Here is a 24,424-nt window from a genome sequence, read left to right on the forward strand (position 1 = left end):
CGTCATCCGCGCAGACCTTCTTCAACGTCAAACCTCGACAAACGGGCCTGTTGCAGCGCCCGGCATCCGTGCTAGCGTGCGCCGACCGATGATTCAGGATGAACACAGGGACGCCCGTCGATGGCAGGCAAGCGCCGGAAGGACAGGATCGCGCAGGAGATCGGCCTGTTCATGCAGCAGTACGCGCGCAAGGCGCAGCGCCATACCGGACCCAACGACCGGCCGTACGATCGGAAACTGGAAGCGCGGCTCAAGCGCTTGCCACCGGAAGAACTGGGTAGGCTGCTTTCCGGAGAAGAGGACGACGATGACTAGCCCCGCCGGAATGGCCAGGCGCGCCATCGTCGTGACATTCTGTAGCGCGCTCGGCGCCTGCGGACTGGTGATGGACAGTTCGTTCGACACTCTGTGCGAGGCGCTTGACGCCGACATGGTGAACAAGGGATGGATTCCCGATTGGGTACCCCACGAGGCGACCGACCTGCGCGAGGTACACGACCTCGACTCGAACACCAGCGCGCTGGCCTTCACCAAGCCCCCTGCGATACCACTGCAGCTGCCTGCGGATTGCCAGGCAACCACATTCAACGACAGCGATCCTGTTGCGTTCAATCGACACTGGTTGCCTGGCGACGCGACGCTCAGCGCGTCGTACCGCGTCTTTCGCTGCGCACCTGAATCCGGAGAATCGCTCTTCGTCGCCATCAACAGGACCGAAGACCGCGTGCTCTTCTGGCGAACCTACGCACGGTGATGCGCCCGCACCGTCGCCCCTCTTCTCAGGAACCCATGATGCCCAACGCGCGTGCACGCTTCGTCGCCCTCGCCCTCTCTTTCGCGGCGTGCCTGCCGGCCTACGCCGCGCAGAACGCCCCCGCCGACATCGAAGCGATCGAACAGGTTGTCGAATCCTTCCGGACCTCGCTGATCAACAAGGACAAGCCGACCTACATGGACCTGTTCTTTTCGGACAAGCCGGAAGACATCGGCTGGCAGTATGTTTCCGAGGACGTGCGCCTGCAGGACATCCGCAAGGCCAAGCCCGATGCGATCAAGGCGCGGCAGATTCCCGCAAACAACTTCATCGCGCTGATCGATGGAGCGGTGGCCTCGCCGAAGCCGAAGGAGGAGACGTTCTCCAACACGAAGATCGAGACAGACGGCGACGTGGCCTCGGTGTCGTTCGACTACAGCTTCCACGACGATGGGGGGAAGACCAACTGGGGCAAGGAAATGTGGCAGCTGATCCGCACCGAACAGGGCTGGAAGATCTTTTCGGTGATCTATTCGATCCGCGACTCACGCAGCCCGGCCGATTGAACGTCGCTTGAGGACGCTGAGCGCCGATTGCCGATTGCGATCCATTCAGCCAGGGCATTGGCATCCGGCAAGAGATCGGGCAGAGTTCGGCCACGCGCAAGGACGCACGCTATGACCCGCCTGCTGATCATCGAAGACAACCCCGAGCTGGTTGCCAATCTGTATGCCTTCTTTGAACCGCTGGGCTACGTCCTGGACGACGCCCGCGACGGCGCCAGCGGACTGCGCCGGGCCACGCAGCACGACTACGACGCCATCCTGCTGGACCTGATGCTGCCGCGGCTGGACGGCATGACGCTGTGCCAGAAGCTGCGCCAGGAGTTCCAGAACCCGGTACCGATCCTGATGCTGACAGCGCGCGATCCGGTCGAAGACCGCGTGCAGGGCCTGGCCCTGGGCGCGGATGACTACCTGGTCAAACCGTTTTCGCTGACGGAACTGGATGCGCGGATCAAGGCCCTGGTACGACGCGCCCAGGGCCGCCAGGTCCAGAGCGTGCTGGCGTGGAAGGATCTGCAGGTGGACACGCGCTCGCCGCAGGCCTGGCGGCAAGGCCGCTGCATTGCGCTGACACCCACGTCGCACAAGCTGCTGATGTGCCTGGTGCGCGCGGCGCCCGCCGTGGTGCGCAAGCAGGAGATGGAATACCTGGTCTGGGGCGACGAGCCACCGGACAGCGGCGCGCTGCGAACACACATCCATGAGCTGCGCCTGCAGGTGGACCGCAGCTTCGACGCCGCGCTGATCACCACGGTGCACAGCGTCGGCTGGCGCATGCAGGCGTGAGCCCTGCCTCCCTCTACCGCCGCCTGAGCTTGCGTGCCCGCATCACGATCTCGTTCGTGCTGTTGATGGCCGGTGCCATGGGTTTCATCGTTCTGGCCGAACAGGTCGACTACGACCAGGTCCGGGCTGCTGTCGTCGCGCGGACCCAGCACGGTGAAGTGGAAAGGCTGCAGGCCGCGCTGGCTCGTGGCCAACGCCCCGCCCTGCCACCGGGGACCCAGCTGTTCGATGCCCATGACGCGCCTGTCGTGCTGCGCCAGTACGGCCCGGGCCATCACGGCGAAGAGGCGCCCAACGAGTGGCACCTGAGCGTCTTCAACAACGGCGACCAGCGCTACTACCTGCTGCAGGATGCGGCGCACTATGGCTATCTGGAACACCTGATCAACGCCTTTGCGGCACTGGTCATTTCGATCTGCGTGCTCGGCGCCTTCCTGATCGGCCGCAAGGTAGCGACGCATGTCATCGCGCCCATCACGCGATTGGCGGACGCGGTGCAGGGCGGCCAGAAGCCTTTTCCCTACCAGGACGCGCGCGATGAGATCGGTGTACTCGCCCGCGCCTTCGCCCGACACAGCGACGAGCTCGAACGGTTCCTGCATCGCGAACAGTGCTTCAGCGGCGATGCCAGCCACGAGCTGCGCACGCCGCTGGCCATCATCGGCGGCGCTGCGGAGACGCTCGCCTGCCAGCTTCCGGCCGACAGCCACCTGGTTCCCAGCGCGGAGCGCATCCTGCGCACCACCCAGGAGATGCAGCGCCAGCTGACCTGCCTGCTGCTGCTCTCACGCGCCCCCAGTACCGTGCCGCGCAACAAGGTGGCCCTGCGCCCACTGATCGAATCCTGCATGGAGCGCTGCCAGCCGTGGATTTCCGGCAAGCCGGTGATCGTTGCGTTTGATGCCCGGCATGACGCCGTGCTGGACACCAACGCAGATCTGGCGCACAGCGTGATCTGGAACCTCCTGCGCAACGCCTGCCAGTACACCGAAAGGGGCGAAGTGAGGATCACCCTCCACGACACCGCACTCACCTTCGCCGACACCGGACCCGGCCTGCCCTCCAGTATCGACCCACAGCAGTTCCAGCGCTTCGTGCCCGGCAGCCCGCACAGTGGCGAGGGACTGGGGCTGTCCATCGTGCAGCGCATCGTCGAGCACCTGGGTTGGAGGATGACGGTGCGTTCCTCGCAGCAGGGCTGCCGGTTCAGCCTGGAGTGGCCCATCTGACGGTTTCCTGACGCGCGCCTGCACATGCTGGGGATTGCTCACTTCACGGTGGAAACGGCATGCAGCACCCCAAGGACAGCGGCAAGTACCCCCACGGCAAGAGCGGCCTGAGCCGCATCTTCCACACCCTCATCCATTCGCGCGATGGTTTCATCGCCACCTTCCGCGGCGAGGCGGCCTTTCGCCAACTGCTGCTTCTGCACGCGCTGTTGATCATTGCAGCGTTCGTGCTGGACATCAGCAAACTCGAACGGGCGCTGGTGCTGGCGGTCTGCTTCATCAGCCTGCTGGTGGAACTGCTCAACTCGGCGATCGAAGCAGTGGTCGATCGCATCTCACTGGAACAGCATCCACTGTCCAAGAACGCCAAGGACATGGGCAGCGCCGCGCAGACCACCGCACTGTTGATGGTGGGCGCGGTGTGGGGCGTGATCCTGCTGGGCTAGTCCGCCCAACCTGACAACTTCCTGATAAAGCGGTTTCGATACTGCGCGCACTCCCGCTCCACGGAACCTGCTCGTGCGTCAACGCCGCCGTTTTCCACGGCCCCATCCGATCGTTCTGGTCTGGGCCACCGCACTGTTCTTCACCACGATTGGAAACATCGCCCTCTGGAAGACGCTGTGGGGGCTGATCGACCTCAACAGCCTGCGCAGCGTGCTGTTCCTGGCCAGCTTGCCGGTGGTGCTTTTCTGCCTGTTCAACCTGCTGCTGACGCCACTGCTGGCACTGCCGTTCCTGCGCAGGCCGCTGCTGGTGCTGCTCGTTGTCGTCAGCGCCGCCTGCAGCTACTTCATGCTGCACTACAACGTGCTGATCGATCGCAGCATGGTGCAGAACGTGTTCGAGACCAACCAGGCTGAACTGAACGCCTATCTGTCGCTGCCACTGCTGTTGACCCTGCTGGCGCTGGGCGGGCTGCCCGCGACCGGGCTGGTCCTGATGCGCACCGCCAGCGGGGCGGGCTCGATACGTTCGTTCCTGGTGTGGCCAGTCAACGTCCTGGTATCCATGATGGTGCTGCTGGCGATCGGCTTTGCGTTCTACAAGGACTATTCGTCATTGCTTCGCAACAACCGCTACATCCGCGACCAGGTGCTGCCGTTGAACGTGGTGCGGCATACCCACGGTTACCTGAAGAGCCTCTACAGCACCCGCCAGCAACCGCTGCGCGCGATTGGCATGGACGCACGGCGCGCGCCGGGCCCGCGCCCGAAGCTGGTGATCCTGGTCGTCGGCGAGACCGCGCGATCACAGAACTTCCAGCTCAACGGCTACCCACGCGCGACCAATCCCCGGCTCTCGCGCAAGGAAGGCGTCATCAGCTTCAATGATGTCTCCTCATGCGGGACCGCCACGGCCATCTCGGTGCCGTGCATGTTCTCGCAGATGACCCGAGGCCAGTACGACGACGTGCGCGCCGCAACCGAGGAGAACGTGCTCGACATCCTGCAGCGCACCGGCATCAGCGTGCTCTGGCGCAACAACAACAACGGCGGCTGCAAGGGCGTGTGCGAACGCGTACCGACCGAGGACATGCCTGCGCTGAAGGTGGCCGGCCAGTGCGTCAACGCCGACGGCACCTGCTACGACGACGTGCTGCTGCACCAGTTGGGCGCACGCATCGATGCCATCAACGGCGACGCCCTGATCGTGCTGCATCAGCTCGGCAGTCATGGGCCGACCTACTTTGAACGGTATCCCGCAGCGTCGCGGGCTTTCAGCCCGACCTGCGACAGCAACCAGATCCAGCATTGCAGCAACGAGGCGCTGGTCAACACCTACGACAACACTCTGGTCCACACCGACCACCTGCTGGGCAAGGCCATCGACCTGCTGCAGGGCTATGCGGACCAGCGTGATGTCGCACTGATCTATGTGTCCGACCATGGCGAGTCGCTGGGCGAACGCGGGATGTACCTGCACGGCACGCCCTACTTCATCGCCCCGCGCGAGCAGACCCAGGTGCCGATGGTGATGTGGTTCTCACCGGAATTCAGCCGCAACGCAGGCCTGGACCTGGCCTGCCTGCACCAGAATGCCCTGCACCGGGCGCACAGCCACGACAACCTCTTCCACTCGCTGCTGGGCCTGTTCGCGGTCAACAGCGGGGTGTACCAGCACGATCTGGATGTGTTCGCAGGTTGCCGCGCGTCGGCTTCGCCGGCTGTGGCCACCTCACCGGCCAAGGAAAGGCGCCGGCTGATGCCGGTCGCTGCCCGGAACGTGGCGCGCTACTGCGCCGCCAGGGCGAAATCCAGGCCCGCACACACCGCCGCCACCTGGGCGTCGTTGCATTCCTGCGGGTTGGTGCGCGGGCTGTCCGGGTAGACCTCGGTGGTGGTGGCAAAGCGCGCGTCGGTGAAGCCGGCGCAGGCGCCGATCGAACGCGATTCACCCCAGACCACGCCCGGCGACTGCAGCGGCAGGCCGACCAGGTTGCCTTCGGCATCGGCCGGGGCGATATGGGTGACCGGGGCCACGGCGGTGATCAATGCCTTCTGGAACTCGGCCTGCGGATCTTCGCTGTTGCCGATCACGTAGAAACCATCCGGAATGGTGTCGCGCTCGAATGGCTTGCCGTCGCGGGCACAACGCGCCGGATCGAACTCCTGCAGGTCGCTGTCGGTGGTCTCGTGCAGGTCCAGGTGCACCAGCAGGTTCGGCTTGCGCTCGGCCACCCAGGCCATCAGGGCGGCGGCTTCCACGATCTGGCCGCCGTCACGGAAGCTGCGGTTGGGGTCGATGGCGTCCGGGTTCCAGCGCTGGATGCGCTCGTAGCCCCATGGGCTGACGCACGGCGCCACGATCAGGTTCAGCCGGCCCAGGTAACGCTCCGCCTGCTGCTCCAGGAACTGCAGGGCACCGTGCACGCCGCTGGTCTCGTAGCCATGCACGCCACCGGTGATCAGCGCGGTCGGCAGCGCCGGGTTCCAGTCGTGGTTGACCACGGCGAACAGCGGGTAATGGTCCGGCGCATAGTCCAGCTGGCCGTACTGGATCACATCGAAGCTGTCGTCCAGGCGCTCGAGCGCGGCCACCACGTCGTCGTGGTAGCTGCGCCGGCGCTGCTGGCGGGCCCGCCACTGTGCGCGTTCCGCGTCGCCCCAGGGCTGTCCGGGGGTGCCGATCGGGTAGAACTGCGCAACGGTCATTGGGGAACTCCAGGGGTCGAACGGGATGGGTGCAGCCGGACATTCTAAGCCTTGTCGCGCCTGCGGGCGCCCCCGCCCCGCCCCGCCTTCATCCAGCCGGGGTCATCTGGTTGTAAAATCAATGGTTTTTGGCCCCTCACCCCTTGATGGCGAACGCAGCGCAGCCGGTCCTGGGTGGACCGGAGTTCCTCCGCCTGCTCGCCCGTCTCAGCGACGGCGCGATGCCGGCCACCAGTCCCGCCCTGACCGATCGCCTCGGCCAGTGGGTGGACTGGAGCCGTGCCGTGGCCCTGTCCGGGGCGCTCGGCGGACGCCTGCCCGAGCCCGGTGAAGCCGCCGAGGCAGTCGAGGATGTACTGGCCGACTGCGCGCAGGCGCACGCCAGCCTGCTGGCCTCGATCCGCGAGGATGCCGAGGCCGAGCGCCTGCTGGACCTGGCCGAAGCTGCCGCCGCACCCAACTTCGCCTCGCTGCGCCAGCGCTACCGGGTACTGCAGCAGGCCATCCAGACCGCCACGGGCCGCCTGCGCGGCCGCCTGCGCGACCAGCTGGTGCAGGTTTCGCCCGAGCTGGCGCGGCTGGCCGAGGTCGATGCGGTGATGGAACAGACCCTCACCCCGCGCGAGCACAGCCTGCTGGCCACTGCGCCGGCCGTGCTCGGCGCCCGATTTGAACGCGTGCACGGCCAGCCCGGCTGGCGCACGGCCTTCCGCCATGACATGCGCACGCTGCTGCTCGCCGAGCTGCAGCTGCGCTTCCACCCGATCGAAGGGCTGCAAGACGCCCTGCGCTCCCACTGACCGGAACACCATGTCCAGAACTGCTTTCCATGTCGTTGTCTTCCTTGTCGGCCTGCTGGCCGTGTGCTGGATCGGCATTGGCTACGTTTCGGTGCATCCGCTGGGTGCAGCGGTGGCGGCGATCATCGCGGCCTGCTACATCGCCGGTGGCGTGGAGCTGTACCGCTACCGCCAGGCCAGCAACGGCCTGCGCGCCGCACTGAACGACCTGTCCAGCGCGAAGGAAAGCCTCGCCCCCTGGCTGGAGCGCGTGCCGGTAGGCCTGCGCAACGCCGTGCGCCTGCGCGTGGAGGGCGAGCGCACCGCCCTGCCCGCACCGGTGCTGACCCCTTACCTGGTCGGCCTGCTGGTGCTGCTGGGCATGCTCGGTACCCTGCTGGGCATGATGGACACGCTGCGTGGCACCGGACTGGCCCTGCAGAGCGCGACCGACATGGCCGCCATCCGCGGCTCGCTGGCCTCGCCGGTGCAGGGCCTGGCGGTGGCATTCGGTACCTCGATCGCCGGTGTGGCCAGCTCGGCCATGCTCGGCCTGCTGGCGGCGCTGCTGCGTCGGGATCGGCTGCAGGCCGTGCAGCAGCTGGACCGGGCCATTGCAGGCGACCTGCATCCCTACTCGCAGGCCTGGCAGCGCGCCGAGTCGCTGCGCCTGCTGCAGGCACAGTCCGCCGCGCTGCCGGCACTGGTCGACCGCCTACAGGCGATGACACAGACCTTTGAACAGCACAGCACGGCCGCCAACGAGCGCCTGCTGGCCGGCCAGGCCGAATTCCTGACCCAGAGCCAGGCGCTGCAGGAGCGTCTGGCGGTCTCGCTGCAGCAGTCGCTGCGCGAAGGCGCCGAAGCCAGCGCCGCCGCCATCGGCGGTGCGCTGCAGCCGATGGCCGAGACCACGCTGGCTGGCCTGGCCCGTCACAGCGAAGCACTGCACGCCCGCGTCGAGCAGGCCGTGCAGCAGCAGCTGGCTGGCCTGAGCGACGGTTTCGAGCGCAGCCGCGTTGCGACCGAAGCCAGCTGGGCCAAGGTGGTGAGTGAACAGAGCCAGGCACAGCAGGCCCTGGTGGACGATCTGCGCCAGCACCTGCAGGCCTTCAGCGATGGCCAGGGCACGCAGGCCGAAGCACTGGTCGCGCGCATCGGCGAGCGCCTGCAGGTCGATGCCAACGGCAACGCCGAGGCCTGGCGCGCCGCCATCGAGCAGCAGCAGGCACTGAACAGCGCGCTGGTCGAGCGCCAGCAGCAGGCGCTGCTGGCGGCCGGCCAGCAGCTGGACGAGCATGCGCAGGCATTGCTGCGGGCACTGGAGCAGCGTCACGACGCCAGCCAGTCGTTGCTGCAGGACCACGAACAGCAGCGCTCGCAGCAGTGGCAGGCCGCCCAGGCTGCCGCCGCAGCTGCGCACGCCGAACTGCAGGCCTGCCTGGACACTCGCGAACAGCAGCGCCAGGCGCGCTGGGACGCGGTCAGCGCCGAACTGCAGCAAGCCCACGCCGCGCTGCATGCGCAGCTGCAGGCCGGCGACGAACAGCGCCTGCAGCGCTGGAGCGATGCCTTGCAGCACGTTTCCACCGACCTGGCCGAGCGCCTGCGGGCCAACGGCGAGCGCCTGGCTGCGCAGCAGCAGCAGGTCTGCGACACGCTGGCGGCGACCGCACAGCAGATCGGCGAGAACGGTCGTGCACAGGCCAGCGCAACGCTGGCCGAAGTCTCCACCCTGCTGCAGACCGCGGCAGCCGCGCCGAGGGCCGCTGCCGACGTCATCAACGAACTGCGCAGCACGCTCTCTGAAAGCCTGGTGCGTGACAACGCAATGCTGGAAGAACGCGGTCGCCTGCTGGCCACCGTGCAGACCCTGCTCGATGCGATCAACCATGCCTCGCACGAACAGCGCACCGCCGTGGACGCGCTGGTTGGCGGATCGGCCGAGCTGCTGGAGCGCGTCGGCAACCGCTTCACCGACCATATCGCCGCCGAGACCGGGAAGCTGGACGGCATCGCCGCAGCGCTCAACGGCAGCGCCGGTGAAGTGGGCCAGTTGGCCAGCACCTTTGGTGAAGCGGTCGCGCAGTTCGGCAGTGCCTCCACCGAGCTTTCCGGCCGCCTGGAACAGATTGGCGGCGCACTGGATGCCTCGCTGGCCCGCAGCGATGAGCAGCTGGCCTACTACGTGGCGCAGGCGCGCGAGGTGGTCGACCTCAGCCTGCTGTCGCAGAAGCAGGTGATGGAAGAACTGCAGCAGCTGGCCACGCGCCGCGGCAAGGCCGGCAGCGCATGAGCGACGAGCTGGAGGTCGATGGCGGCTCACACGCCCCGATCTGGGCCGCCTTCGGCGACCTGATGTCGGTGCTGCTGGGTGCGTTCGTGCTGATCCTGGTGGGTGTGGTCGCGGTGCAGCTGGAGCTGTCGCAGCGGTTGGACCAGGAAGTGAAGCAGCGCCAGGCCGAAGCCAAGCGCCTGCAGACGCTCGAACAGGCACTGGCTGGCCCGCTGGCTGCCGGTCGCGTGACGCTGGTTGACGGCCGCATCGGCATCAGCGGCAGCGTGTTGTTCGCGCTCAACTCCGACCAGCTGCAGCCGGAAGGCCAGGAGCTCCTGCGCAGCCTGGCGGCACCGCTGGCCGCCTATCTGGGCAGTCGCGAAGAAATCCTCATGGTCAGCGGCTTCACCGATGATGCGCCGGTGCGCGAAGGCAACCGCCGCTTCGCCGACAACTGGGAGCTGTCCGCGCAACGTTCGCTGACCGTGACCCGTACCCTGATTGCCGATGGCGTACCGGCTGACGCCGTGTTCGCCGCCGCGTTCGGCAGCGAGCAGCCGGTCAGTTCCAATGCCAATGAGGAAGGACGCGCACGCAACCGTCGCGTGGAGATCGCGCCGATTCCCAAGCCCAAGGCCCCGGATGCCAAGTAAGCCGCCCGCACTGGAGGGACTGCGCGCACTGGTGCGCGACCTCGATGCGGGGTCGCGCTCGCTGCCGCATTACCCGCGGGTGCCGATGCTGCAGCAGGTACAGCGCGAGTGGTCGGAACTGCGCAGCGAACTGCAGGTGCGCCGCTCGCTGCGCGCCGAGGCTCCGGCTGACGGCGGCCCGCTGAACTCGGCGGTGCTGGTGCAGCGCATGCTGGACACGATGCAGGCCACCAGCCCAGGTTACCTGCGCCATTTCATCGACTACGTGGACACCCTGTCCTGGCTGCAGGCGCTGCAGGACGGTGCCGTGAGCAGTGGTGACACCGCAAAGCCGAAGCGCACGCGCAAGCCGCGCAACGCGGGTTGATCGCACAGTGACGCCGACCTCGTTCGGCGCCCCCGTAGACGCCAACCTTGGTTGGCGTTCCACCAACGACGCCGCGCATGCCAACCAAGGTTGGCATATATCAATGCATGCTCCGGCATGCCACGCGTGTAGCGGTGTCACCAGACAGTCATCTGTCTAGCGCACCATTTTCACGTGGGCCCACGGCGCGTGCAGCGCCTGCAGTCGCATCGCTTGTCTCCCCTTTTCAATTCCATGAGCTCCGCGCCAGCGCGGTGGCTCGTGCCTGCCTGAGTGTCTGCAACATGACGAAGACTTCGTTGGCCGCCGCGCTGTCGATCGCGCTTGCTCCCGCGGCCTGGGCGCAGGATGCTGCCCCGACCTCCCATGGCACGTCCGCCACCGACCTCGATGCGGTTTCGGTGATCGGCAGCGGTGAAGCGCGCCAGGTGCAGCGCATCACCCGCGAGAACCTCGACATCCTGCCGCCGGGTACCAGCCTGCAGAAGACCCTGAACCTGCTGCCGGGCGTCAACGCGCAGTCGGCCGATGCGCTGGGAACCAACGAGCAGTCGATGACCCTCAGCCTGCGTGGCTTCAACTCCACCCGCCTCGGCTACACGCTGGATGGCGTGCCGCTGGGCGATGGCGCGTACAACAACTACAACGGCCTGACCATCAACCGTGCGCTGATCAGCGAGAACATGGCCGGCGCCGAACTGGCCGTGGGTATCGGCAGCCTCGGCACGCCGTCCACCAGCAACCTCGGTGGCACCATCTCGTACACCTCCGACCGCCCGGCCCAGGAACTCGGCGGCCGCGTGGTGCAGACCTTCGGCAGCGATGCCAACCGCCGCACCTTCGTGCGTGTGGACAGCGGCGAGTACAACGGTTTCTCCGGCTATATCTCCGGCATGAATGCCGTCTCCGATCTGTGGAACGACCAGACCGCCTACAACAGATCCACCACCAAGCAGTTCAACGCCAAGGGCGTGTGGAACTTCGGCCGCGGCCAGATCACCGGCTTCGTCGATACCTCGCGCACTACCCAGGCGGACTACTTCTACCTGTCCAAGGACGAGATGTCGCGCGGGCTGGGCTGGGACTGGGGCGGCTATGCGCCGGACTGGAACAAGGCCGTGGCCAAGGCCTACTGCAATACCGCCAGCTTCAACGCGAAGAAGTGCGACAGCAGCGGCCCGGACAAGGATGCCGACGGTGCGTTCACCGCCGGGCAGATCCTGCGCGATGACAACCTGTACTACCTGGCCGGCGATTTCTTCCTGGCCGATGGCTTCAGCCTGCGTGCCCTGGCCTACCACCACGACGACCGCGGCGAAGGCCACAACTGGAACAGCGGCGCGTGGTCGAACAAGGGGACCGCGCAGGAAATCCCGATCATCTTCCGCAACACGATCTATACCATCGACCGCGATGGCGGCACGCTGTCGTTCGATTGGGAACTGGGCGCGCACCGCATCGAGGGCGGCGTCTGGTACGAGCGCAACACCAGCAGCGCCGAGCGCTACCAGACCGCCGTGGACGGCCCGCGCGACCTGAGTGGCATGAACACCCTGCCCTCCGACGTCGGCGTGTTCGCCCAGCGCACGCGCTGGAAGACCCACCAGTTCTTCCTGAAGGACACCTGGCGCCTGCTCGATGATCGCCTGACCCTGGAGTTCGGTGCCAAGAGCCCGCATGCCACCTCCGATGCGCAGGCCCTGCCGGGCGACGCGAAGGCGCCGATCTCGCCGACCTCCAACAACCAGTTCGCCACCGGCTCACTGAAGGCCAGCAAGAACTTCCTGCCCAGCATCGGCGCCAACTTCCGCTTGGCCGAGCACCACGAAATCTTCGCCAGCTACGCCGAGAACATCGCCATGTTCCAGGGCGGCTTCAAGCTGGGCCCGCAGGCAGTCAGCCAGGCCACCTGGAACGCGCAGGGCAACCTGAAGCCGGAAGAATCCCGCTCGCTGGAGGCCGGCTACCGCTTCGTCACCGATACCCTGCAGGCCTCGGTCGCGGCCTACAGCGTGCGCTTCGACAACCGCCTGCTGCAGTACAACCCCTGCGACTCGCGGCAGCCGGTCGGCCCGACCTGCGGCAACCGCTTCTACAACGTGGGCGGCGTCGACAGCCGTGGTGCCGAGCTGACCGTGCTGTGGACCCCGAACGAGCACTTCAGCTGGTACACCTCGGCCTCGCTGAACCGCTCGACCTATGCGTCGAACTACGTGCAGGCCGGCGTCGAGCAGCAGATCAAGGGCAAGATCCAGACCGATACACCCAAGCAGCTGCTGGCCACCGAGATCACCTGGCGCGACGACGGCTGGTTTGCCAGCCTGCGCGGCAAGTACACCGGCGAACGCTTCTACACCTACACCAACGACCAGGGCTTCGGCGGCTTTACCGTGTTCGATCTGGCCGGTGGCTATGACTTCGGCCAGGTCGGCTTCGCCAAGGGCGTGCGCCTGTCGTTCAACGTGACCAACCTGACCAACAAGCGCTATGCCAGCAACCTGGATTCGAGCGTGTTCGCACCCAGCGACCCGGCCGGCAAGCTGTACGTGTTCCATGCCTCGGCACCGCGCCAGGTGTTCGGTACGATCGACCTTCGCTTCTGATTGACCGCCCGGAGTCCACCGATGCTCACGACCGCCCTGCTGCTGGCCACTCTCTCCGCCAGCGGATACTCCGCTCCGCATGAGGCGACGGGCGCAGCGCCGCGCACCCTGCAGCTGGGCGGTCGCACCTATGTGGACAAAGGCCTGGTCGCCGCCGGGCGGGTGCCGGCGGGCACGGTGGACTTCCTGGGCGACACGCTGGGATCGTTCTCGTCGCTGGCGGTGCAGCCCGGCACCTGGAAGCGCACTGCCAACGGCTACGAAGGCGTGCTGTGGACCCTGCCCGACCGCGGCCGCAACGATCCCGAGGCTGGCCTGTTCTACGACTACACCGGCCGCGTCGAGCGCATGCAGCTGCGCATCGACGTTTCCCCGGGAGAGCCCGAGCTTGGCACGCTGGCGATGGTGCCCGACAAGGGCGTGGTACTGAAGGATTTCAACGGGCAGCCGTTCACCGGTGCCGACCCGGGCGACCACACGGTCACTCAGCGCCAGGTGGTGCTGCCTTCGCCGGCCAGCGGCGCCGGTGCGGGCAAGGTCTCGCTGGATGCTGAGTCACTGCAGTTCACCGCAGATGGCCACTTCTATATCGGCGACGAGTACACCGCCAACGTCTACTACTTCGATGCGCAGGGCCAGGTGCAGGGTGTGATCGTGGCACCACCCGCGATCCGTCCGCAGCGCGACGGCAAGCCGGCGTTCGGTTCGCTGGCACCACCGCAGACCGGCCGACGCAACAACCAGGGCGTGGAAGGCATGGGCCTGTCACCCGACGGCAGCCGCCTGTTCGTCGCCCTGCAGAGCGCGACGCTGCAGGACAGCGCGCAGGGCAACGCGGCGGGCCGCATCAACACCCGCGTGCTGGTCTACGACGTGACGGCCTCGCCAACGCCACAGCAGCCGATCGGCCATTACGTGATGGCTTTGCCTGCCTACGCGCACGACGGCAAGGGCAAGCTGGACCGAACCGCGGCGCAGAGCGAGCTGCGCGCGCTGGACGGCCATCGCTTTCTGCTGCTGGCCCGCGACGGAAACGGGCTGGGCAAGGACGGCGACGACCCGATCGTCTACAAGTCGGTGCTGCTGGTCGATGTGGCCGATGCCACCAACCTGGCCGAAAGTGCTTATGAAACCGGCACGGCCTCGGTTCTGGCCGACCCGACCGACACCGCGCTGAAGCCGGAGATCATGCCAGCACGCAGCGACGAACTGCTGAACCTGCTGGACCGCCCGCAGTTGGCCCGTGCCGGGCTGGACCTGGACACAAAGCGCGGCCCACATGCCGGACTGCTGTCAGAGAAGTGGGAAGCCATGGACGTGCTGCCGGCGCTCGACCCGCAGCACCCGAACGACGTACTGCTGCTGATCGGCAACGACAACGACTTCATCGCCCGCCACTGCCGCATGCAGGGCCAGGCCTGCGACAGCCCGTACGACAACGACAACCGCGTGCTGGTGTACCGCCTGACCCTGCCTTGAATCGTCGCCGGGCTTGGCCCGCCGCTACCGGATCAACCCGCTGTTTGTTGTAGGGCCGAGCCCATGCTCGGCTGCTTTTCCTTCAGGCATCCGTATCTCTGAAGGAACAGCCGAGCATGGGCTCGGCTCTACAAAAGCTCACCCACGCAGGGTGGCGCCGCCGTCCACATACAGGTCGCTCATCGCCACATGCCCGGCCTGTTCGGAGAGCAGGAACATCACCGAGTGCGCGATGTCCTCCGGGGTGGCCAGCTTGCGCAGCGGAATGCCGGCCTTGTAGGTTTCAAGGGTGCCGGCGATCACCCGCTCGGCACCATGCTCGTCCAGCCACATGCCGGTCTGCATTGGGGTCAGTGTTGAACCCGGGGCAACGATGTTGCAGCGGATGCCCAGCGGCGCCAGTTCCAGCCCGAGGCAGCGGGTAAACATCGTGGCGGCGGCCTTGGAGGCCGCATAGGCCGCCATGCCGTGCCTTGGTACACCGGCCGCATTCGAACTGACGGTAACCATCGCGCCCTGCCGACGCGGTGACATCACCCGCGCCAACGCCCTTCCGACATGGAACACGCCATCGGCATTGACTGCAAACACCCGGCGCCAGTCGTCGTCGGTGGTCCCGGTGACGCCGCCCACATGCAGTACGCCGGCTACGCTGGCGGCCAGCATGATCGGCCCGATGCTGGACTCGACCTGATCCACCAAGGCGTCCACGGCGGCGCTGTCGGTTACATCGAGTGCGAGCGACGTCATCCGGGTATCGGCCACGCGCGGCGTCTCGCGATCGGTCGCCACCACCGTGCAGCCGGCCTCGGCCAACAGCCGTACCAACGCCTCGCCGATGCCGCCGGATGCACCCGTAACCAACGCCACGCGGCCGTCGAAACCGGTCAACTGCATGTTGCGATCTCCTGTTGCTCATCCCAGTGGCGCAGCCGCGCCGACAACCACGGCGCCAGCTGCGCCACCGCATCGCGGCCGGTCAGTTCGGCGTGCAGGAACGGCAGTTCCAGCGCCTGCACCCTGCGCGCGTGGGCCCGCCACAACGTCGATTGCAGCTGTGGCCGCGCCTGATGATCCCGACCAGCACGGACGTGCACCAGCGTGCCGTCGAACGGTTGGTGAATATGTTCGCGGATCAGTCGATTGGTGCCGGTCACCGCGCGCACCACGCCATCGAGCACCACATCCGGCAGGCTGCCGAGTGCACTGCCGCCACGGCGCAGGAACGCCAGAATTCGTTCACGGCTGTCGAGTTCCGGATGCGCATCCGGATCGTGGCCGGCAATCGCCAGCAATGCCCGCAATGCGGCGATGGGATCGGGTTCCGGTTCGGCCCGCCAGCACTCGCTGGGATACGCGTCCAGCAGCACCAGCTCGCCGACGTCGCGGCCGATTTCATGCAGGCGCACCGCCATCGCCTGGGCGAGGATGCCACCTACCGACCAGCCCAGCAGATGCACTGGCCCCTTCGGCTGTAGTGCGACCACGCGCTGCACGTAGTCGTTGGCCATCGCCTCGATGCTGCTCGGCAGCGGCTGCCGGGCGTCCAGTGCCGGCGACTGCAGGCCGTACACCGGGCGTGCCGGCTGCAGTGCCCGGGCCAGGGTGCGGTAGTTCCAGGCGATCCCCCCGGCCGGATGCAGCACGAACAGCGGCGTGGGCCCGGCGGCGTCGGTTGCGGCCAATGCGATTACCGGCCCCAGTGCGTGATCGGCCAGCGCGGGAGGCTCGGCAATACGAACTGCCAGCGCGGCCACGGTGGGCTGCGCAAACAAGGCACCCAGACCCAGATCGCAGCGCCAGCGCTGCTCGATCGCCAGCAGCAGGTGCACCGCCGACAGCGAATCACCACCGAGACTGAAGAAATCTGCATCCACCGCCACCGGCGCCTCACGCCCAAGCGCCTGGGCGAACAGCAACGCCAGCTCCTGTTCCAGCGGCGTGCGCGGTGCCAAGCCGGCAACTTCAAGTTGCGGTGGCTTCGGCAACGCGTTGCGGTCGAGCTTGCCGTTGGCGGTCACCGGCCAGTGGTCCACGCCGACAAACGCCGAGGGCACCATATAGTCCGGCACGCGCGTGGCCAGGTGGCTGCGCAGCGTTACGGCATCGGCAAGCGCGGTCGGCAGATACGCCACCAGACGCACTTCGCCGGGAGCATCCTGGCGCAGCAGCACTTCCACCCGCTCCATGCCAGGCAGCTCGCGCAGTGCCGCCTCGATCTCGCCCAGTTCGATGCGCAGGCCGCGCAGTTTCACCTGGTGGTCGCTGCGGCCGAGATACTCGACCGCACCATCGCGGCGCCAACGGGCTACGTCGCCGGTGCGGTAGATACGCTCGCCCGCCCGGAACGGATCTGCAATGAAACGTTCGGCAGTCAGATCATCGCGACCGAGATAGCCACGCGCCAGCTGGACGCCACCCAGGTACAGGTCACCGGGCACGCCCACCGGCACCGGCTGCATCCGGGCGTCCAGCACGTACAGGCGGGTGTTCCAGACCGGGAACCCGATCGGCACCGGCCGCGAACGATCCTGCGCCGACGCCGGCCAGTAGCTGACGTCCACCGCAGCTTCGGTCGGGCCATACAGGTTGTGCAGCTCGGCGTGCACACGCGCGTGGAAGCGGTCGCGGGACGAAGCATCCAGCGCCTCGCCACTGGTGAACACCCGTCGCAGCTGCAGCCCTTCGGAGGCCGGTGCAGCGAGGAAGGCATCCAACATCGATGGCACGAAATGCGCCGTGGTGATGCCATGCTCGCGGATCAGCCGCGCCAGTTCAGTGGGATCGCGATGCGCGTCCGGCCCGGCGACCACCAGCGTGGCCCCGCACAGCAGCGGCAGGAAGAACTCCCAGACCGAGACGTCGAAGGTGGCCGGGGTCTTCTGCAGCACGCGGTCATCGGCGCCGATGTCGTAGTGCTCGCGCATCCACAGCAGGCGGTTGACGATGGCACGGTGTTCGATGACCACGCCCTTGGGCTCGCCGGTCGAGCCGGAGGTATAGATCACGTAGGCCGCATCGTCAGGTGCCGGATCGGCCCACGGTGCGGCAAAACTCAGCGCAGTCCACTGCTCCGGCGCGAGCACCGGTACGCCGGCCACGCGCGCCGATACGTCCGCCGCAGCCAGTACGCACACCGGCTGTGCCGACGCGAAAATACGTGCCAGCCGCTCATCGGGATGGGCCAGGTCCAGCGGAAGATAGGCCGCGCCTGCTCGCAGCACTGCGACCAGCGCGATCACCAGCTCCAGCGAGCGCGGCAATGCCACCGCCACCACGCTGCCCGGGCCGACATCCATTGTCCGCAGCTGTGCCGCCAGCGCGAAGCTGCGCGCTTCCAGCGTTGCGTAGTCCAGCGTAGTGTCGCCGAACACCAGTGCCGGCGCGTGCGGGTCCCGATCCATGCCCTGCTGCAGCAGCTCGACCAGGGTCGTCTCCGGCAGGGCGTGCGCGGTGGCATTGAAGCCTTGCAGCACCTGCTGCACCTCGTCGGTCGTCGCCAGAGGTACGGCTGCGATATCGTCAGCCTGCAGTGCCGCCGACACGAAATGCAGCAACCGTGCCGCGTGTGCCTCGACATCCTCGCGACTGTACAGCGCGGGATTGGCCTCGATCTCCAGATCCAGCAGCGCCTGGCCATCGCCACGGAAGCCCAGCGTCAGATCATCCACCGGCCCGGTGCACAGCACCTCGAGCGTGGCCTGCACGCCTGGCAGGGCCAGCGGCTTGTAGAACGGCTGCACATTCACCAGGGGGCCGTGCAGGCGCTGCTGCGCGCCGACCAGGCCCAAGTCCCGGCGCAGTTGCTCGCCGCGGTAGCGGCCGTGCTTGCGGCCCTGGCTGAGCTGCCGGCCCAGGCTGCGGGTAAAGGTTTCGACGCTGCCCTCGCCGGCGGCCACGCGCAGCGGCAACACATTCATCACCATCGCCGGTACCCGCGCCGACGCGTTGCCGAGCCGGCCCATGTAGGGCACGCCCAGCACCACTTCATCGGCCGCGCTCATCCGCCGAAGGTACTCGGCCGACAACGCGGCCAGCACGTCCGGCCAGGGCTGCAACCAACGTACCGATGCCTGCAGCAACTGCTCACGGAATGCCGCATCGAGCGGCTGCACCCAGCGCAGCGCGTCGTCACTGGCCGCGAGCGTACCGGCCAGGCCGACGCCCGCCGGTGCGCCCTGCATGTGCTCGCGCCACCATTGCCCGGCCTGCGTGCGGCGCGGGTCGGCGCGATAGGCCGCATCATCGGCCAGCACGCCAGTCAGCCCCGGCAGTGGCTCACCGGTACGACCGGCATACAACGCGCACACGCGATCAGTGAACAGCGCCATGCCGTAACCATCGGTGGCCAGATGATGCACCCGCAGGTACCAGACCCAGCGCTGCCCGCCCAGCTCAAGCAGCATCTGCTGACTGATCCGGTCTCGGGTGGGATCGACCGGGTTCAGCCGGTCGGCGTGCATCAGGTTGCGTGCCGCAGCGGCGGGATCCGCCTCGGTGGACACATCCCGCACCGAAAGCGACGGCACGTGTGCGGGGTCATGCCACTGCAGCGGCTGGCCATCGGCCCCTTCGGCAAAGCGCAGCGCGAAGGCCTCTGCCTCAACTGCGGCCTGGTCTGCCGCTGCAACGAACGTAGCCACATCCAATGGCCCCTCGATCCACACCGCATGTGCCGTGTTGAACGACGGGTTGTCCGGTGCCAGCCGCTGTGCGAACCACAGTCCCGCCTGGGCCTCGGTCAATGCCACCGGCGTGGCCAGCGCGACGGCGTTCATGCGCTCTGTGCGGCCTGCAGCGTCTGCACCACGCCCCACCACTGGCGCAGCGTGGTGTGTTCGGCCAACTGCGAGAACTCCAGCGGCAGGCCGGTGTTGCCCCAGGCCAGGACCAGGCCGAGCATGCGCATCGAATCCAGGTCCAGGTCGATCAGGTTGTCGTCGTCACCGATCTCTGCCGGTGTGCACTCCAGCACGCGCGCCACATCGGCACGCATCCGCTCCAGATCCAGCACCTCACCCGTGGCAGCCATCACAGCACCTCCAGCAGCTGGTCGGTGGTCATCGGCACCCCGCTTGTGCGTGCGATCCAGTGCAGCGCCTGATCGTGATCGGCGCGCGAGAAGTCCGCCACCGCGTCAGCGGCGATGAAAGCCTCGATGTCACGCTGGAAGGCCTCGACCACGGTCGCGGTGCAGCCGATATGGGCGTACACGCCAGTCACCAGCAGCTGGTCGCGCCCACGTACCCGCATCAGCGTCTCCAGGTTGCTGCGCTGGAAGGCGCTGTAGCGGTGCTTCACCAGCACGTGCTCGCCTGGCTGCGGTGCCAGCGCCTCGATGATCGGTTCGTGGTCGGCGCTGCGGCGCATGCCCGGTCCCCACAGGTCGGCCTGCAGGCCACGGTCACGGCGGTCCTGGTCGCCATGCTGGGCGGTGTAGAACACCGGAATGCCGTGCGCGCGGCAATGCGCCAGCAGCCGTGCGATGTTGTCCACGGCCGGCCGTAGCGGTGCATTACCGGCGTCGAAGGCGGCCAGGAAGTAACGCTGCATGTCGTGCACCAACAGCGCGACACGAGCGCGCTGCGGGCGCCACGGGCCACGCGCCTGCGGCAGTTCGGCGGCGGTCGGCAAGGGATAGTCGGTAATACGGGGCAGCGCCATCAGCGCGTTCCTCCTGTCTGTTGCAGATGACGCGCACGCAATTGCGCGCGCAGTTCGCGGCGGCTGATCTTGCCGACCGCAGTGGTATCGAAACTGTCGACGAACACGACCTGGTCGGGCACCTTGAACGCCGCCAGGCCGCGCCCGCGCATCCAGGCCTTCAGTGCCGGGGCCTTGAACGGCTCGCCCTGCGCGATCACGAACGCACAGCTGCGCTCGCCCAGATACTGATCGGGAATGGAGACCACGGCGGCGTCGAACACACCCGGGTGCGCCAGCAGGTGGTCCTCGATCTCCTCAGCGGAGATCTTCTCGCCAGCGCGGTTGATGTGGTCACCCGCACGGCCCTGTACCACCAGATAGCCACCGGGCAGCTGCTGCACACGGTCGCCGGTGCGATAGAAGCCGTCGTCGGTGAACGAGCGCGCATTGGCCACCGCATCGTTGTGGTAGCCACGGATGGTGTACGGGCCACGGGTGAGTAGATGCCCCACCTCGCCCTCGGCCACCGGCTGGTCATGGTCATCGACCACGCGCACTTCATCATCCGGACTGATCGGTCGCCCCTGGCAGGCCACGATCAGTTCTTCCGGATCGTCCAGGCGGGTGTAGTTCACCAGCCCTTCGGCCATGCCGAATACCTGCTGCAAGGTGCAGCCGAGGCCGTCGATCACCCGCCGCGCGGCTTCCGGCACCAGCTTGGCGCCGCCCACCTGCAGTACCTGCAGGCTGGACAGGTCATGCCTGCTGGTGGCGGCGGCCTGCGCCCACAGCAACGCCAGCGGCGGCACCAGGCCACAGCAGGTCACCCGCTCCCGTGCGATCAGCGGGAAGGCCGCATCCGGTCCGGGGCCGGGGCTGAGCACCACGCGGGCACCGGCGTACAGCGCGCCGAAGAAGCCGGGCGAGCTCATCGGGAAGTTGTGCGCAGCCGGCAGCGCGACCAGGTAGACGCTGTCGCGGTCTATGCCGCAGAGGTCATTGCTGGCGCGGAACGAGTAGATGTAGTCGTCGTGGGTACGCGGAATCAGCTTGGACAGCCCGGTGCTGCCTCCGGAAATCTGCAGGAACGCTACCGATTGCGGGTCCGGGTCGGGCGGCAGCTGGCTGCGATCGCCCTGCAGCGCCTCCAGCGCGACGAACTCCGCCGCTTCGCCGTCGATCACCACATGGCGAACCGCCGGGACCTCGGCCTGCAGCGCCCGCGCCAGCCCGCGGTGATCGAAGCCGTCGTGCAGTGCCGTGGTGATGTAGGCACTGGCTTCGGCCTTGCTGGCGAAGTGCACCAGCTCGGTGATGCGGTGCGCCGGCAACGCGTACACCGGCACCAGCCCGGCACGGAACAGGCCACAGACCGTGGTGATGAAGCCTGCCGTGTTGCCCAGCTGCACCAGCACCCGCCCCCCTGGCTGCAGGCCCAGCGCCAACAGGCCGGCGCCGATCCGCCCGGCCTCGTGCCACAGCTGTGCATAGCTCAGGCGGACGTCGCCGGCGACCACCGCGATGTCATCGGCATAGCGTTCTGCACGGTCGCGCAGGAACGCCGGGAAGGTCTCGCCACGCCAGTGACCGGCCTCGCGATAGCGCGCCACCAGCGCGTCGGGCCACACCTGCTGCAGTGGCAGGCGGGAGGATTCAACGGAAGCATTCATGCGGCAGGCTCGATGGCGGGCGCGGATTCATGGACACCCAGCGCGTTCAACAGGGCAGCAAACTTCGCTGCGGTTTCAGCCACCTCGGCCTCGGGGTGCGACTCGGCGACGATGCCGGCACCGGCATACAGGCGCAGTTGCGTGCCCTGCAGGCGCGCGCAGCGGATCGCCACGTACCAGTCGCCGTCACCCTGCGCGTCCAACCAACCCACGGCGCCGGCATAGAAGCCACGCGGTACAGGTTCCAGCTCGCGGATGCGCTGCAGCGCCGCCAACCGCGGCGTACCGCAGACCGCCGGCGTGGGATGCAGCTGTGCCAACAGCTCGGCCGCCGATGTCTGCGGATCCTTCAGGGTGGCGTGGATGCGTGTGCCGAGGTGCCACATGCTGGCGGTGGCATGCAGCACCGGGCGCGGCTGTGCATCGATGTGGCTGCAGTACGGCGCCAGGCCTTCGACGATGGCTTCGACCACGTGGCGGTGCTCGTCGTGGTCCTTGGTCGAGGCCAGCAGCGCCTGCGCCGCACGCTCGTCCTCGGCGGCATCGGCACTGCGCCGCGCGGAACCCGCCAACGGATGCGACAACAGTTCGGCGCCGCGCTTGCGCAGCAGCAGCTCCGGCGTCGCACCGACCAGCCAGGCCGGTGCCTGGCCCAGCTCCACCGGAAGCGGCACCGCGTAGGTCGCCACCGACGGATCCGCGCCCAGGCGTGCCAGCAGCACGTCCGGAGAAAGCGCCTGGCGGGTGCGTGCCAGCAGGCTGCGCGCCAGCACCACCTTATGCAGGTTCTGCTCGGGCGCACGCAAGGCCTGCACTGCCGCAGCGACTGCAGCGGCATAGTCCTGCGGCACAGGTTCGGCCCGCAGGGCGCCGTCCAGCGGCGGTGCGGCCTGCGGCTGCAGTGCCAGCGCCGGCAGCAGGCGCTCGGGCTGGTACAGCGCATCGTCGGCACGCGGCTCGAACGGCACCGCGCCAACCAGCAGGCCCGGGCCGCCACGCTGCTGGGCAAAGAACTCCGAAACGCGTTCTGCCAACGTCGCCAGTGCACCGCCTGGCAACGTGGCGCGGCAACCGCGGGCGTGCACGTGCTGGCCGGCATGCCGCAGCAGGAACAGCGACGCGTCGTCGGTGCTCTCCTGTGGTGCTGGCGCAGCCTCCGGCCACGCGCCCTGCATCAGGGAATCGTTCATGGGGTCTCCTTCATCCGATGCGCTGCGGCCAGCGCGCACAGCAACAGCAGCAGCGCGCCCACCAGCAGGTAAGGCAGGCTTGGCCCGCCGCGATACAACAGCGTGCCGAGCATCGGCCCGGCCACCATGCCCAGCCCTTGCGCGGCCGCCACGGTGCCTGCGGCGGCGCCCTGCTCGTGCGCCTCTACCGCATCGGCGGCCAGCGCCTGGAACGAGGGGAATACGAAGCCCATGCCGAACGCAGCCAGCGCATACGCCGCAGGCAATTGCCAGGCCTGCTGCACGCCCGCCACCGAAGTGAAGCCGATGCCGGAAATGAGAGCGCCGAGGACGATCCAGCGACGTGGATGCACCTCCAGCTTCATCACCAGCGCCTGCGCCAGGATCAGGCCGACGCCGACCGCTGTGAGTGCAATGCCGGCCATGCGCGCGCCCGCCGCCGCATCCAGGCCCAGGCGATCGATCGCGAAGAAGCCGACCGTGACCTGCGCGATGGTCACCGAGACCATCGCGATGAACGCCGCCAGCTGTGGCAGGCGCAGGCGTGGGTCGAGGCGGCTCATCGGCGTGCGGCGCTGTGCGGACGCGCCCACCACGGGCGGTGTAGCCGGCAGCCGCCAGGCCAGCAATGCCAGTGCCAGCAACGGCAGCAGCGCGGCCACGTACAGCGCCAGCGACAGGTTCGTATAGGCCAGCCAGCCCGCGGCGGCCGGGCCGAGCACCATGCCCAGCGCGTTGGCACTGCCCAGGCGGGCGAGGAATTTTGCACGCTGTCCGGTGGGTGCCCTGTCGGCGATCAGCGCCGCTGCGGTAGGAGGCACAGCCGCGTAGAACAGGCCGATCAGGCCACGCGCACCGACCAGCACCAGCACTGACACCAGCACCGGCGGCACTGCCTGCAGGGCGACATCGATGAACACCGCCAGCGCGATATAGACGACGGTGTAGGCGCTCATCGCCAGCATCAGCACGCGTTTGCGGCCGATGCGGTCGCTGAGCTGGCCCCAGGGGCGCGCGGCCAGCATCCACAGCACGCCTGCGGCGGTGACCGACAGGCCGGCATGCCACTCGGACAGGCCGAGCATGCGGACCACCGGGCCGATCACAGCGACGAAGGACATCATCGCCATGGTGCCGATCAGGGCAGCCAACACCAGCGCCGGCAAGCCGGGAACGACGGGACGTGCGTGCATGAAACACCAGCCGTAACAGGAAAGGATTGGCCGGGCGCGTCTGCACGCCCCACCCGGCACCCGCCCCACTCAGGAC

Annotated in this window: 21 protein-coding genes; 13 read left to right on the top strand and 8 right to left on the bottom strand. The window is 67.7% G+C overall.

Annotated features, from left to right (window positions below; translation table 11 throughout):
* The first annotated feature begins 120 nt into the window (after nt 1-120).
* From AC5P6E_RS06735 to eptA, 7 genes are all read left to right on the top strand, one after another.
* The gene (locus AC5P6E_RS06735) at nt 121-315 is read left to right on the top strand and encodes a hypothetical protein (protein WP_057503694.1); all 195 of its coding nucleotides are present in this window, start codon (nt 121-123) and stop codon (nt 313-315) included.
* Entirely contained in the window at nt 308-754 is a 447-nt protein-coding gene (locus AC5P6E_RS06740) for a YbbD-related protein (protein ID WP_495230798.1), read from the top strand. Before AC5P6E_RS06735 ends, AC5P6E_RS06740 begins: the two co-directional genes overlap by 8 nt.
* A gap of 35 nt (nt 755-789) precedes the next feature.
* The gene (locus AC5P6E_RS06745) at nt 790-1,320 is read left to right on the top strand and encodes a Cif family virulence factor (protein ID WP_495230799.1); all 531 of its coding nucleotides are present in this window, start codon (nt 790-792) and stop codon (nt 1,318-1,320) included.
* 111 nt (nt 1,321-1,431) lie between these two features.
* Nucleotides 1,432-2,106 carry a response regulator transcription factor gene (locus tag AC5P6E_RS06750; RefSeq protein WP_019337831.1) on the top strand — a complete coding sequence of 225 codons (675 nt, stop codon included), beginning with the start codon at nt 1,432-1,434 and terminating at the stop codon, nt 2,104-2,106.
* Nucleotides 2,103-3,335, top strand: coding sequence for a HAMP domain-containing sensor histidine kinase (locus AC5P6E_RS06755; protein WP_495230800.1), 1,233 nt, complete (start codon nt 2,103-2,105; stop codon nt 3,333-3,335). Before AC5P6E_RS06750 ends, AC5P6E_RS06755 begins: the two co-directional genes overlap by 4 nt.
* Nucleotides 3,336-3,394: 59 nt before the next feature.
* Nucleotides 3,395-3,781: a diacylglycerol kinase gene (locus AC5P6E_RS06760; RefSeq protein ID WP_010485254.1), complete on the top strand. Its 387-nt coding sequence runs from the start codon at nt 3,395-3,397 to the stop codon at nt 3,779-3,781.
* A gap of 73 nt (nt 3,782-3,854) precedes the next feature.
* Nucleotides 3,855-5,666: a phosphoethanolamine transferase EptA gene (eptA, locus tag AC5P6E_RS06765; protein WP_019337833.1), complete on the top strand. Its 1,812-nt coding sequence runs from the start codon at nt 3,855-3,857 to the stop codon at nt 5,664-5,666.
* Here the strand turns inward: eptA and AC5P6E_RS06770 are convergent.
* Nucleotides 5,570-6,490 (bottom strand): M14 family metallopeptidase, encoded by a 921-nt coding sequence (locus tag AC5P6E_RS06770; RefSeq protein WP_043396360.1) that lies wholly within the window; start codon nt 6,488-6,490, stop codon nt 5,570-5,572. The genes eptA and AC5P6E_RS06770 overlap by 97 nt on opposite strands.
* A 146-nt stretch (nt 6,491-6,636) precedes the next feature.
* Here AC5P6E_RS06770 and AC5P6E_RS06775 point away from each other — a divergent pair, with 146 nt between their 5' ends.
* The 6 genes from AC5P6E_RS06775 to AC5P6E_RS06800 all read left to right on the top strand — a co-directional run bounded on the left by AC5P6E_RS06775 (nt 6,637) and on the right by AC5P6E_RS06800 (nt 14,649).
* Nucleotides 6,637-7,290, top strand: coding sequence for a DUF3348 family protein (locus AC5P6E_RS06775; RefSeq protein ID WP_019337835.1), 654 nt, complete (start codon nt 6,637-6,639; stop codon nt 7,288-7,290).
* 10 nt (nt 7,291-7,300) lie between these two features.
* A complete protein-coding gene (locus AC5P6E_RS06780; RefSeq protein WP_019337836.1) occupies nt 7,301-9,565 on the top strand; it encodes a DUF802 domain-containing protein in 2,265 nt (754 codons plus the stop codon).
* The gene (locus AC5P6E_RS06785; protein ID WP_005409939.1) at nt 9,562-10,200 is read left to right on the top strand and encodes an OmpA family protein; all 639 of its coding nucleotides are present in this window, start codon (nt 9,562-9,564) and stop codon (nt 10,198-10,200) included. The genes AC5P6E_RS06780 and AC5P6E_RS06785 overlap by 4 nt, the downstream gene beginning before the upstream one ends.
* A complete protein-coding gene (locus AC5P6E_RS06790) occupies nt 10,190-10,567 on the top strand; it encodes a DUF2894 domain-containing protein (RefSeq protein WP_019337837.1) in 378 nt (125 codons plus the stop codon). Before AC5P6E_RS06785 ends, AC5P6E_RS06790 begins: the two co-directional genes overlap by 11 nt.
* 284 nt (nt 10,568-10,851) lie before the next feature.
* Nucleotides 10,852-13,170, top strand: a complete 2,319-nt coding sequence (locus AC5P6E_RS06795; RefSeq protein ID WP_019337838.1) for a TonB-dependent receptor domain-containing protein — start codon at nt 10,852-10,854, stop codon at nt 13,168-13,170.
* A 21-nt stretch (nt 13,171-13,191) separates the two neighbouring features.
* Complete coding sequence (locus AC5P6E_RS06800; protein WP_197601830.1) at nt 13,192-14,649, top strand: esterase-like activity of phytase family protein; 1,458 nt, start codon at nt 13,192-13,194, stop codon at nt 14,647-14,649.
* A gap of 138 nt (nt 14,650-14,787) precedes the next feature.
* On the opposite strand, the gene AC5P6E_RS06805 is transcribed toward AC5P6E_RS06800, so the two are convergent.
* From AC5P6E_RS06805 to AC5P6E_RS06835, 7 genes are read right to left on the bottom strand one after another with little or no spacing between them, the layout of a single operon-like run.
* Entirely contained in the window at nt 14,788-15,546 is a 759-nt protein-coding gene (locus tag AC5P6E_RS06805; protein WP_495230801.1) for a 2,3-dihydro-2,3-dihydroxybenzoate dehydrogenase, read from the bottom strand.
* Nucleotides 15,537-19,427, bottom strand: a complete 3,891-nt coding sequence (locus AC5P6E_RS06810) for an enterobactin synthase subunit F (protein ID WP_329835590.1) — start codon at nt 19,425-19,427, stop codon at nt 15,537-15,539. The genes AC5P6E_RS06805 and AC5P6E_RS06810 overlap by 10 nt, the downstream gene beginning before the upstream one ends.
* The gene (locus AC5P6E_RS06815; RefSeq protein ID WP_019337842.1) at nt 19,424-19,681 is read right to left on the bottom strand and encodes a phosphopantetheine-binding protein; all 258 of its coding nucleotides are present in this window, start codon (nt 19,679-19,681) and stop codon (nt 19,424-19,426) included. The genes AC5P6E_RS06810 and AC5P6E_RS06815 overlap by 4 nt, the downstream gene beginning before the upstream one ends.
* The gene (locus AC5P6E_RS06820; protein WP_019337843.1) at nt 19,681-20,313 is read right to left on the bottom strand and encodes an isochorismatase family protein; all 633 of its coding nucleotides are present in this window, start codon (nt 20,311-20,313) and stop codon (nt 19,681-19,683) included. The genes AC5P6E_RS06815 and AC5P6E_RS06820 overlap by 1 nt, the downstream gene beginning before the upstream one ends.
* Nucleotides 20,313-21,965 (bottom strand): (2,3-dihydroxybenzoyl)adenylate synthase, encoded by a 1,653-nt coding sequence (locus tag AC5P6E_RS06825; protein WP_495230802.1) that lies wholly within the window; start codon nt 21,963-21,965, stop codon nt 20,313-20,315. The genes AC5P6E_RS06820 and AC5P6E_RS06825 overlap by 1 nt, the downstream gene beginning before the upstream one ends.
* Entirely contained in the window at nt 21,962-23,155 is a 1,194-nt protein-coding gene (locus AC5P6E_RS06830; protein ID WP_495230803.1) for an isochorismate synthase, read from the bottom strand. Before AC5P6E_RS06830 ends, AC5P6E_RS06825 begins: the two co-directional genes overlap by 4 nt.
* On the bottom strand, nt 23,152-24,348 hold the full coding sequence (locus AC5P6E_RS06835; protein WP_483724636.1) for an MFS transporter: 1,197 nt from the start codon (nt 24,346-24,348) through the stop codon (nt 23,152-23,154). Before AC5P6E_RS06835 ends, AC5P6E_RS06830 begins: the two co-directional genes overlap by 4 nt.
* Nucleotides 24,349-24,424 lie beyond the last annotated feature (76 nt).

The sequence above is a fragment of the Stenotrophomonas sp. YJH_SMC_16 genome, assembly GCF_059367875.1.